Source organism: Seonamhaeicola sp. ABD4_340 (assembly GCF_056312135.1).
The window spans coordinates 283,989-296,661 of sequence record NZ_CM149981.1; the positions used below are offsets into that span (position 1 = coordinate 283,989).

At 33.1% G+C, this 12,673-nt stretch carries 7 protein-coding genes; 1 reads left to right on the forward strand and 6 read right to left on the reverse strand.

Features of this window, described 5'->3' with window-relative positions; all coding sequences use genetic code 11:
• Positions 1–90 precede the first annotated feature (90 nt).
• Positions 91–948 carry an AraC family transcriptional regulator gene (locus ACYX4H_RS01250; protein WP_476237406.1) on the reverse strand — a complete coding sequence of 286 codons (858 nt, stop codon included), beginning with the start codon at positions 946–948 and terminating at the stop codon, positions 91–93.
• A gap of 264 nt (positions 949–1,212) precedes the next feature.
• Between ACYX4H_RS01250 and ACYX4H_RS01255 the strand changes: the two genes are divergently transcribed.
• Positions 1,213–1,995: a T9SS type A sorting domain-containing protein gene (locus ACYX4H_RS01255; protein WP_476237407.1), complete on the forward strand. Its 783-nt coding sequence runs from the start codon at positions 1,213–1,215 to the stop codon at positions 1,993–1,995.
• A gap of 392 nt (positions 1,996–2,387) precedes the next feature.
• Here ACYX4H_RS01255 and ACYX4H_RS01260 read toward each other — a convergent pair whose 3' ends face one another.
• The 5 genes from ACYX4H_RS01260 to ACYX4H_RS01280 all read right to left on the reverse strand — a co-directional run bounded on the left by ACYX4H_RS01260 (position 2,388) and on the right by ACYX4H_RS01280 (position 12,633).
• Entirely contained in the window at positions 2,388–2,792 is a 405-nt protein-coding gene (locus tag ACYX4H_RS01260) for a hypothetical protein (RefSeq protein WP_475295375.1), read from the reverse strand.
• Between the two features lie 10 nt (positions 2,793–2,802).
• Positions 2,803–4,509 carry a hypothetical protein gene (locus tag ACYX4H_RS01265; RefSeq protein ID WP_476237408.1) on the reverse strand — a complete coding sequence of 569 codons (1,707 nt, stop codon included), beginning with the start codon at positions 4,507–4,509 and terminating at the stop codon, positions 2,803–2,805.
• Between the two features lie 10 nt (positions 4,510–4,519).
• A complete protein-coding gene (locus ACYX4H_RS01270) occupies positions 4,520–6,289 on the reverse strand; it encodes a RagB/SusD family nutrient uptake outer membrane protein (RefSeq protein ID WP_476237409.1) in 1,770 nt (589 codons plus the stop codon).
• A gap of 18 nt (positions 6,290–6,307) precedes the next feature.
• Positions 6,308–9,409 carry a SusC/RagA family TonB-linked outer membrane protein gene (locus ACYX4H_RS01275; RefSeq protein WP_476237410.1) on the reverse strand — a complete coding sequence of 1,034 codons (3,102 nt, stop codon included), beginning with the start codon at positions 9,407–9,409 and terminating at the stop codon, positions 6,308–6,310.
• A 260-nt stretch (positions 9,410–9,669) separates the two neighbouring features.
• Complete coding sequence (locus ACYX4H_RS01280) at positions 9,670–12,633, reverse strand: sulfatase-like hydrolase/transferase (protein WP_476237411.1); 2,964 nt, start codon at positions 12,631–12,633, stop codon at positions 9,670–9,672.
• Positions 12,634–12,673 lie beyond the last annotated feature (40 nt).

A 12,673-nucleotide genomic window follows, 5' to 3' on the forward strand; every position in this document is an offset into this window, starting at 1 on the left:
CACAAAAAAAGGGTTAAGTTATTTAATTAACTTACCCTTTATATATGATATTTTACCTATGTTTTATTGTGAAGTAGTAGAAGCTATTATCTACAATTTGTACCTATAGGCTTTTGGTGTTTGGCCCATTATTTGCTTAAATTGTTTATTAAAGTTTGGTATTGATTTATACCCTACAAGAAAACATACTTCGGATATTGGATAATTTTCTTGTACCAACATTCGAGCCGCATTTCTTATTCTTATTTCATTAAGAAATTCAGTGAATGATTTATTAGTCATTTTTTTAAAAAATCTACAAAAAGAGTTTGTTGTCATGCAAGCAATATCTGCAATATCACTTAATGAAATGGTGTTCATGTAATTATCTGAAATATACTTTATAACAGTATCTAACCTATCTGGGTTTTCAGTTGAAAATTGTCTCATATCGGTTGATGAAAGTGTTTTTTTGTCTTCAACCTGCGATAATCTATATAGAAAATCTAACAACCTTATTGATTGTTCTCCTTTTGATAATTGAACTATTTCTAAAATTTCATCGTGCATTTTTTTACTTACACTTTTATCAAATAACACTCCAAATTTAGATTCATCTAGAAGTTTAGCAACTTCGGCAAATTCAGGGTTATCAAAAGTTCCTTCACCCATAAAGTTTTTGGTAAACTTCATTACTATGGTTTTCACTTTTAAATCACCTCCTTTTTCATAATAAGCAGGGTCATTTCTATACAAATGGGGTAAGTAACAACCTATTAAAACCAGTTCACCTGATGAGAAATGCGACACATTATCTCCAACAAACCTAATACCGCTACTTTTTGATATGTATAACAACTCAAACTCTGGATGGTAATGCCATGCAGAATCTAAACAAGGTTGCTCTTTTTTTACAATACTTATTCTTTTGTTTACAAAATTGGCGGTATTTTTTAAAACTAGTTTCATATGTGAAATTTTAACACTTATTAATCATTTTTACCCTAATAAACACGAAAAATATGATTTTTGAGATAAAATTGAATACAAAATAAGCTATTTACACCAACAAGATAGTAATTAAAAAGGAAACCTAAAATATTTTAACATTTTAGCTATTACAAAACACTTAACAAGATAAATTAGAGTAGGTTAAAGGTAATTATGAGTAAAAAAAAACTAATAGCATCCATTAATTTGGAGGTATTAACAACAATACACAAAACTAATATTATGAGAAAATTTTACTATTTATTAATTACTACTTTTTTAACATTTGGTATTAACCAAACGCAAGCACAGGCAGATTTAGAATACACCTTTGATGGTGCTACTTGGGAAGGCTGGACACAAGGTGGTGGTGGCACAGGCCCTTGGGCTTCCTTTTTTGGAAATAACCCCAATGGCGAATTAGAAATAACATGGCCAACAACTACTAATAATGCCATAATGTACGCCCCTGCTGCTGTTGAAGCTTTAGATACTAATTACAAACATTTTGAATTAAAAGTAAGTAACAACTCTAGCCAAGTTAATTTATTAAGAATACGTGCTAGAGATGCTGGAGGCAACTGGTTTAATGCTGCCGACATTGCCATTACTACAGATGCTGTTGGTGTTTTTAAAACATATAATTTTGAAATTACAAATGCTAGTTGGACTGGTACTTTACAAAAGTGGCAAGTTATTTTTAGAAGAAGCGATAGTGGAGATATAACAGATGGAGGCACTGTTCATGTTGATAATATTCTGGTTTCTCAATCTGAAATTTTATCAACTAACAGCAAAAATGCTTTTGAATTTAGTGCTTACCCAAATCCTGTTAAAGATGTTTTATATTTAAATACAAAAGAACCAATTAACAAGGTTGAAGTTTTTGATTTATTAGGCAAATCTGTTTTAACAAAAAACAACGTAACTAACCAAATTAACGTTTCTTCATTAAACAAATCTATGTATTTGGTTAAGTTAACATCAAAGAATGGGGTTTCAACTAAAAAATTCTTAAAGCAATAACTTCTTCAGTAGTTTAAAAATACTTTAATTTAAACGCCTCTTTTTAAGGGGCGTTTTTTTTATTCTTTAAGGTTTGTTTATATTAATGGTTGTTAAATAGGAGATTATTCTCTTAGTATCTACATTTAATAAACTTATTATGGTTGTTAATATGAAAAACCAAACCTCTTAAAAAAACACTTTTTAAAAAGAATTTAAATTCAATATTACTTGTTTTAATTATGCATTATGCAAACCTGAAACACATTAACAGCTTGTTTAATTGTTAACAGCCACTCATTTCAATTATTGTTCAAGTTTAAAATTACCTATAAAAAAAAGGGTGAAATTTTAATTTCACCCTTTTCAAACTAACTAAATAACATACTTACTATTGCTTTACAACTTAAGTATTAATTATAAACATCAACTTCGTTTAGTACAATATTGTGTACTTCTGCACCGTCGTTTATTGTTAAAGTACCTTCACCTGTAGCTTTATCGGCTATTATTTCATAGGATTGTGAAGGTGTTTCATCTTCAGAAACTCTAGTAACAACTATATTATAACTGGTTTCTGTTGAATTATCTTGATAATTAGATGTTTTGTAGCTTACAACATTAACTTCAGAAATATATTCTATAATTAAAGCCTTTTCTCTGTAAATATTAATTTTAAAAGGACCATTACTAATGTTTGTTAAACTGTAAACTGGTGTTAAAACAGCATCAAAATCTTTAAAGTTACTTTCTTCATCACAGGCTGCAACTGTTAATATTATTGCAATTACTGTACATATTTTTATAATTTTTTTCATGTTTTTACTTTTAAGGTCTTACTTCTAATTCAACAAATTGAAGATTATCTATATACATTACTTGATTACCTGTAACACCGGGGTTTTCGGCAGCATGTGGTCTAAAGGTAAATCGTAAGTTCATGGCTGGTGTTATCTCATCAGTAGTTACTGCATTTGAAACAGTAATCCACTCTCCTCTTGGTTCATTTTCTACATCCCAAATTTGACGACTAAATGCTGGTTTGTTAAACTCTGTTCTAAAAGTTTTTAAGGTAGTACCTGATTCTATAAACAAATCATAAGACATTAAATATGTTCCGGCTGGTATTGATGCTATTCTGGCTAAACCAAAGCTCCAAAGGTTAACATTAGGGAATGGATTTGATGCTGGCGTGCTCCATTTCATACTAGCCATTCCATCTGAAGCTCTTTCTGTAGTTCTTTCAAAAGCAAAATTACCTCCTCCTAAAATATTATTATTACCTGTAAAATAATTTAATGCAAATGCTCTGTTAGCTGCGCCACTTGGCTCTTCAAAACTAGCATGCGCTTTTTCTGGTATAATGTTGCCTGCAAAATGCATTGCAACTGTTTCTGGCCCAAAGGCTTGCAGAACTCTTTCATCGGCAGATTGAATGGCTCCATTTCCGTTGTATGATACTGTTACAACATCACTATTATAAATAGGTGCCGTTAGTACCAGCTCTAAAAAAATAGCATTTTCTTCACTAACTCTAGCTGATGCTACTGGTATATCTTGATTAAAACCTGTTGCTGCGTTGGTTACATTAACTGTGAAATTAGATTCTTCGCCTGTAAATGGTACAAGTTCTCCATTTACTCTAAAACGAATAACTTCACTTTCATCTTCAGTTAAAGCTCCGTCAAATTGAAATGGTTGAGTAGATTGTACTACTTTTACTTTTAACGGAATTACTTTTTCGGCAGTATAACGCGGTAATTCATTTAACCTTAATGAACGAATGGTACCTGCATTAAAAGTTCCTAACTTAAAGAATTTAATTTCACGTTCTGTGCCTCCTATTTGGTTTGGTACACCGTCAGGAATTATCCAGGTTGTACCATTGGGTCTTCCTATGGTTGTATTATCAATATAAGTTAAACCGGTTGCTGCTTCAATTTCTACTGTTGGCCATGAAGCTTCGTCTTCTAAAGATATTTCTTCATCTCCAGTAATATTTAAAATTTCATTGCCATCTTGTAAAATTGAAAATGCTGGTTTTATTTTAGCATATACATCAAAAGTAAATGTGGTGTCTATTACCCAAAAATCACCTTCTTGGTGTGCCTCAAGAATTCCTTCGCTAGATTTATAGGTTACTTTTTCTTTAAACTTATTTAAAAGTCTTACTTTATTAATTCCGCTATTTTTAAATAACACGAATGCTTTTGGATCTGTTATAGATAAACCTGCATCTTCCATAATAAAAGCATCAAAAATAGAATCTTGAGATTTAAAGCCTGTTTTTAAAAAGTTATTGCCCTCTTCTATAATCCATTCATGGCTTAAAGCACCTTGTGATAAATCTAGAAAAGGTACTTGTGTATCTACATTTATACTAAACGGATCATTAACAAATGGCTGTGTACCTATTAGCCATGAAACATCTGACAACTCATCAGGTGCTGTAAAATCTGCATACTCTTTTTCTTCACAACTTGTAAAGCCTAGTAAAATTATACAGATTATTATGTATATATTAATGTTTTTCATAACGTGTTTTTTAGTTTATGTTTGGGTTTGCATTAGCTTCGGCAAATGGTATTGGATAGTACTTTTGAGTACTTTCATTGTAGTTTAATGCCGAAGTGTTATACTCATAATCTACTACTATGTGTTCTCCTACTGGTTGTTCACTTACTAGCGAAGGATAATTAAACCTTGTTTGAATATTACCTTCTTCGTTTACATAACTAAAGTTAACAGCATATAACACTGTGTTTGCTAATTCATTAAGCCTATCTTTAAAGCTATAGTTATCGGATTTTTCCCATCTTACAAAATCTAACCAACGGATTGCATGTCCTTCAATTGACATTTCTAAAGGTTTTTCTACATACATTAAATGCCTCATTAGCGTGCTTTCATTATAAGAAACATCATCATAAGTTCTGTTGGTATTGCCTCCTTGTTCGCCAAGTAATACAAGCCCCCAACGCTTACGTATATTATTTATAAGCTCTAAAGCCCCATCAACATCTCCTGTTTTAATTTTACATTCTGCTTGCATTAGCATAACTTCAGATAACCTGTTAACTACTACATTTTTTTCTGATAATGTTGAAGCACCTGTTGGTAATTGACCTTCGGAAGCAACTATATCATGATTTGTGTATTTTTTCCACCAAGCAAAACCCCATGCTGTACCATGAAATCTACTGTATGCACTGGTTTGTACTTCATAATATGTGGTTTGTGTATCATCAACAAGGGCTATCATTGATGATGCTCTTAATGGCACATTTCGTAATGTTAAACCAGTGTCTGGATCTATGTAATAATTTCTATTATCAAGCGGATCCATAGGCTCTGTTTTGTATGCGTGTGCTATCCACGCAGGCCCAACAGCTCCTTTTGTGTTAGAGGTTTGTTGGTTTAACCAGTTGGTTCCTGTTTCACCTATCCATCTGCTTTCGTTTGTTAAATCGGCATCTATAATGCTAAAGTTAATTTCAAAAATAGATTCGCTATTAAATTCACCAGCTGTGGTAAACATTTTATCTAAATCGTATTCTAACTGGTAACCATGATTATTAATTACGTCATCAAAATAAGGCATGGCTTTAGCGTACTCTAGGTTTTGTAGGTATGAATGCCCAAGTATTGTTGCTGCTGCGCCAGATGTTACTCTAGTTATATCTCCATTAGGGTATTCTCCTTTTTTGTATAAATTTGAGTAGGCATACTCTAAATCTTCTCTTACAAAGTTTATAACATCTTGAGCAGGTGATAATGCTTTTGCGTAATCTTCATTAGTTACTGGTACTTTATCTCTAATTATGATGCTTCCCTCATTAAAAGTTGTGTATAAATAGTAATGAAATAGCCCTCTAAAAAATCTAGCCTGCGCCATTTGAGAAGTCCATTCTTCTAGGTTATCAGTATTATCTTGTATATTAGTTAGTGCCTCAATTACTTGATTAGCTCTAAATATACCTTGATAACATGTTTGCCATTTATCAATAACTTCATTTGTACCACCGTTGTAGGTGTGTAGATAAAAATCTTCGGTGTTTTGTGGTACTGGCCTGCCGTAACCAGGGTAACCCATATCAGATCTTAATGTTTCGGCAATTACGTTTAATACTGCAGGATGGTACATGGTTTGATAAACGGTGTTTAATCCGGCATTTGTTTCTGATAAGTTTCTCCAAAAACGATCTACCCCAATTATGTTAGGGTTTTGCTCTTGTAAAAACTCATTGTCTGCACATGAGTAGAATGCACTCACTGTAAAGACTAGTATTATTGATTTTATTAATATATGTTTCATAACAAATAAAAGTTTTATCTAAAAGTTTAAGTTGATACCAAATAGGTATTGAATAGATATTGGTCCTGTATCTTTATCTAAACCTCTTGATACAATACCTCCGCCAATTTCTGGGTTGTAACCAGAGTATTTAGTAAATGTTAGCGGGTTTTGAGTTCTTACATAAAATCTCAAATATTTTAAGCCAAGTTTTTCAACTTTACGTTTAGGTATTGCGTAACCTAAAGACACTTGTCTTAGCCTTAAATACGAGCCATCTTCTAACCAAAAATCACTATATCCTAGGTAGTTAGGATGTCTTCTAACATCATTTCTAAACGCTGGAATTGGAGAATCTTGATTTGCTTCAGACCATTGATAGATTAAATCTTTATGTCTTCCAAAACCATAAGCCCAGGCATCAAAACCATTCATAATTTCTTGTCCTAAGGCAGCGTACCAGTTCATTGAAAAATCCCAACTTTTATAATTTAGGTTTAAGGTGTAGCCTAATTCATATTTTGGTAAACCACTACCACTGTAAACGCGGTCGTTATCATCTAAAATACCGTTACCATCTTGGTCTATGTACCTGGTATCACCCATTCTTGCGTTATTGTCAATTAACTGATATTCAGCTAATTTTTCTTCGGTATCAATAATTCCATCAGTTCTCCATAAAAAGAACGCACCGGCTTCATGCCCAGTTGCTAAAGCTGTAACTCTAGATTGTTGAGGTGCTCTTCCCACTAAACCAAAATCATTGGTTAACTGAAAATCTGAATCGCCATTAATTTTAGTGATTTCATTTTCATTGGTTGAGAATGTTCCGTTCATATTAAACCTAACTTTACCAATGTTTCCGCGGTATGCTGCTGAGAGTTCTACCCCTTTATTAATCATGTTACCCACATTTAGGGTTACTTGCGCATTATTACCTCCACCTGCTGATAATGGTAAAAACACAGGAAACAACATGTCCTTTTTATCTGCGTAATAATACTCGGCAGTAAGTGTAACTTTGTTTTTTAAGAACCCTAAATCTATACCAACGTTTGATGTTGTAGTAGATTCCCATTTAAGAGTTTTATTGGCAAAATCTAATTGAGTTGAGCCTAAGTTTACAATATCATTAGACCCAGAGTTTCCTATATAATTAATATTTTGTTCTATACCAGGAATGAATGAATACGGCCTAACACGATCATTACCAATGGTACCATGAGATAACCTTACTTTAAAGTTATTTACAATTCTTTTATATTTACCCCAAAATGCCTCATCTGAAGCGTTCCAAGCAAATGAAACTCCTGGGAAAGTACCCCATTGTTTTTTAGGTGACACTAAATATGACACTAATGATGAGCCATCTCTACGCACACTTGCACTTAATAAATAACGGCCTTTATAACCATAAAGCACACGCCCAATAGAACCAATTCTTGTTGTTGTATAATCAAAACCAGATGATACACTTTGATCTCCTGTAGCTAAATCTAACACTCTTGCATCTGGATTTGTTGCCTCTAAACGTCTAGCTCTAAAAGCTTCGTTTTGATATTTTTCTCTGTCAACAAAAAATGCAAATGTTAACTTGTGGTCATCATTTATAACCTTTTGGTAGGTTAAACCTGCATTAATATTTAATGATCTGTTGTAACTTGTTCTATTATCAATATAACTATTTATAGGTTGCGATTGTAATATGCCTTGGTTATTAAAAATTTCTTGGTAAGGCCTATAATCTTTTCTAAAAGTATTAAAAGCAGATAAGCCTATATTACTTGTAAGTGTTAGGTTTTTAGCGATATCATAATCAATTCTAAAAGAAGCATTTGTTCTTACACTTTTTTGATTTTGCTCAGTTCTTAAACTTTCTAAAACCCATCCTAGCCTATTAACATCATCACCTCCTTGTTCTAACTCATCAAAACTATCTAAATCTAAACCATTTTGCGTTGGCCTATAAACAATAGCTTGTGATAATAAATTTCCTTGAGGAATATCTCTATTATCCTGTATAAAAGCTAAACTAGATTGTATTCTAATTTTATTCTTTTGATATACTGTATTAAAACGCGTATTAAAACGTTGGTATGCAGAATTTACTTGTATACCTTCTTGATCAAAAAAACCAAGCGCTACGTTATATGTAATATCTTCTGTACCTCCAGATATATTTAGGTTGTGTGTTTGCGTTGGCACATCTTGATTAAATATAATATCGTTTAAATTTGTTTCGTTTTGAAACTGAATAGGGTTTTGTAAAAGTTGTAACCTTACTTCATCATCAAAAGCGCCACCTGTATTTCTTTGTGTAACAACATCAAAATATGTTTGCTCAACCGAATTCATTAAAGGTACTGCTGCTTGCCTACGCTGTATAGCATAATTACCATGATATCTTACTTGTAAAGACCCTGGTTTACCTTGCTTTGTTGTAATAATTATAACACCCGTTGCACCTCTTGCCCCATAAATTGCTGTAGATGCGGCATCTTTTAATATATCTATAGTTTCAATATCAGTTGGTGGAATTCTTGGATCTCCTTCTTGAACTATTCCATCTACTACGTACAAAGGTGTGTTGTTATCTAATGATGTAATACCTCTAATAAGTATTTCAGAATCTCCACCAGGTGTTGAAGAAGACACTACATTAACACCAGCAGCCTGCCCTTGTAAAGCCGTACCCAAATCTGCACTAACAATTTTTTCTAAAGCATCACCCTTTACTTGAGTTACAGCACCAGTTAGTTCTTTTTTCTTAACGGCACCATAACCAATTACAACTACTTCTTCAAGTTCATCAACTTGGGCTTTTAAAACAACATTTAGCTCAGTGCCAATAACTTTTAATGTTTGCGCTGTCATACCTAAATAGCTAAACTTTAGGGTATCACCAATAGTAGCTTCAATGGTATAATTGCCATCAAAATCTGTTACCGCTCCTGTTGTTTTGTCATTTTTAACAAGAATTACAGAAGCCCCAGGAATAGGCATTCCGTCTTCACCTGAAACCACACCTTTCACTGTTATTTTTCCAGTTTGCGCAAGTAAAGCACAACTTAAAAATAGAAAAACAACAAGCATGAAATTGCTCAGTAATTTTCTCGTAATAAATACGTTTTTCACTTTCATTTGTTTAAGTTTAATTAGCTTGTTTTAATTAAGTTTAAATTTTTGCTTTCAACAGAAAACACATATAAACTGCTGTTAACAAGATGTTAAATTGAGTTTATCAACGTAAAATTACACCATGAAAAGAGGTTATGAATAACAATATTTACCCATAACCTAACCTAAATTACCTAGCTAAACATTTATATTGCTTACCTCATATTAAAACACAAAAAAAGCTTGCGTAAAATGCAAGCTTTTTTTACCTCTTTATTATAAAATTATATTTTAAGCACTTTTTTTACAGTTACATTATCATCATGATATAACCTTAAAAAATAAATACCTTGTTGAAGATTTGACACATTTATTTCAGCTGAACTAACATTAGTTTTTTGTAGTATTTTAACAACCCTTCCTGTTAAGGAAACAACCTCTGCTTTTAAATGGTTTATTACACTTTTAAATTTGATGTTGAAAACATTTTGTGAAGGGTTTGGGTAAACAGTTAATACTGATGCCTTTTTTGAATTTATACTTAAAGTTCCCGAAGCGCCTATTTGGCCAGAGACAGAACCTGAAGTTTCATTATAAGGCCATAAATTATAGTTTGTTGTTTCTGAAGTTATCCAATTTGAAGGATTATTAATACTTGCCCTTAACTGAGCAGGTGTACCAACCAAAGCTCCTGTATACACGCCGTTATCTTGATCTGTTCCTACTGCATTAGCATTAACACCGTTTGTTAAAGCTGTTGGCAATGCACAAAATGTGTTACCTCCACCTGTAGCCCAACCTCCATTGGTATTTAAGCCAGTTATCCAAACACTAGAGTTTGGGTCTGTAGGCAACATGAAAGGGTCTACTTGAAAAATTAAAATACCGTCTCCAGCAGTAGCCATATCAAAATCACCATCACTACTTTCAGTTTCTTTACCTGTATGATCATGTGATGTTGTTCCAACTACCATTTGCGCTCCTCCTGTTACTTGTTTTACAAGACCATCAGAATCTAACACAAAAATAGCGCCAGTGCTAAAAGCATCACCAGCAGTCCACGTCCAAATATCATCAACACTGTAATTTCCAGTCCATCCATCTTGTGTTCCTGCCCACGACCTGTTTGATATAGATATTTTAGTTGTGGCCGAAATATCTTTAAGCAACATAAAAGCAACAGCCCCGTTATTGGTTCCTTCAGCTTTAAAACCAACTATGCCAATATCTCCAGCTGTTAATGTTGTTGGCACAATAGCATCTAAAACAAAAATACTTGCAGGCGTTGTATTTACTGTACCATAACTTGTTGATTGCAACGTAATTGTTAAGGTTTCAGATGTTTCATCTAAACCATCGGCTGTAGCTTCTACTACTATATCAACGCTGTTTTCACCATTTAAAATAGTTGCAGTGCCTGATAATGTTGTATAATCTGTACCGTTAGTTGTTTCTCCACTAATTGTGTAATTTATGGTTATAGTTTCTGGAGCCAAAACACCTTCGGGTAAGCTTACTGTAAAAATACCATTTACTTCACCTTCAACAGCATCTGTAACTCCTTCAATTGAAATTTGACTTATTTCATTTTCTAATAGTAATTGCTGACTTTCAAATAATCTATTATAACCTGGTAATGTACCATCGTTCCATAAAAAACTATGCGGGTGCCCGCTTCCATCACCATCATTATCATACCAAAGTGGTTTAACATCTTTAAAGTTTACTACTGTGGCCACACCATCATCTAACATATCCTGAATAATTTGTTCTGCATTAGGCTCAGTACTTCTTAAATCTGTAGTTTCACCAGGATCATTCAAAATATCATACAATTTCCACTCACCACTAGCGGTTTTAACAATTTTCCATTTTCCATTTGAAACACCTCCGTTGTGAAATCCGTTTTGTGGTCTCATTATTATAACAGATTCACTTGGTCTTGCATCGGTTCCTGCAATTAAATCATCCATAAAATCTACGCCATCTAGCGTTTTATTTACGGGTACTGTACCTCCTGCTAAATTTACTAGCGTTGGGTATAAATCTAAAGCGCTTAATTGATAATCATATACAGCGTTTGATGCTATTTGAGCTGGCCAATGTACAAACATAGGTACTTTATGACCGCCTTCTTTAACACTACCTTTTAAAGCATCTAACGGCCAATTAACAGCACCTTTACTAAAGGTATAACCGCCGTTATCACTTAAAAAGATGATGACAGTATTATTAAATTCAGTCATATCTTTTTGTAGTTCGGCAACAACTCTACCAATATTTTTATCCATATTGGCTACCATTGTTGCATAGGTTATTCGAGCTTCAGTTAACTCATCAATTTTGGCTTGTTGCTCTGCTGGAGGTAGTTTTGTAACCGGATTAGAATTTTTTATGTAATCACTATTGTTTACTAAAGATTTAAAATTTGGGTTATCGGCTTTAAATTGCGCTATTTCTGCAGCTGGAGCTTGTAACGGGGTATGAGGTGCATTATATGAAAGATATAGAAAGAAGGGATCTGATGAAGGTGCATTGGTTGCTATATAATTTATAGCTTCATCAGTAAGTACATCTGTTAAATAATCTTCTTCAGGAGCATCACTAAATTCACTTTCAGCTACGTAACCTCTATTTCGCCAAAGCGGATCTTGATATTCATTTGTTACAGGATTACTTCCCCCCAACCTATTATAATAGGCGTCTTCATAAATATTTTCAAAATAATTCTTTCCACCACCTAACATACCAAAGAAATAATCGAAACCTCTATCTAAAGGTTGGTAAGCGCCATTTTCATGTCCCAAATGCCACTTACCAATAGCTGCTGTATTGTAATTGGCATCTTGTATAACATTTGTAAAGTATGTTTCATTAGTAGGCACTCCTAAAATTGTAGTATTATCATTGGGTAAATTATACTGTGCTCCTATTCTATGTGGCATTATACCAGTTAACAGCCCCACTCTACTTGGGCCGCAAAATGGATGTGCTACATGAGCATTTCTACAAATAATACCATTATTGGCTAAAGCATCAATATTTGGTGTTGGTATTATACCACGCTCAGCAGGAAATGGGTGTGTATTACTGTAGGCATCTCTATTGAAACCAACATCTCCATAACCTAAATCATCTGCAAGTATAACAATAACATTAGGTCTTGAACCTGCTGTTTGAGCATTAAATTTTGTTGAATTAAATATTATTAAGGAAAAAATAAAAATTAGGTAATAATGTTTCATCATTTTAAAGTTTAGCTTGGTGCCGTAAAATTAAAATGTTTAC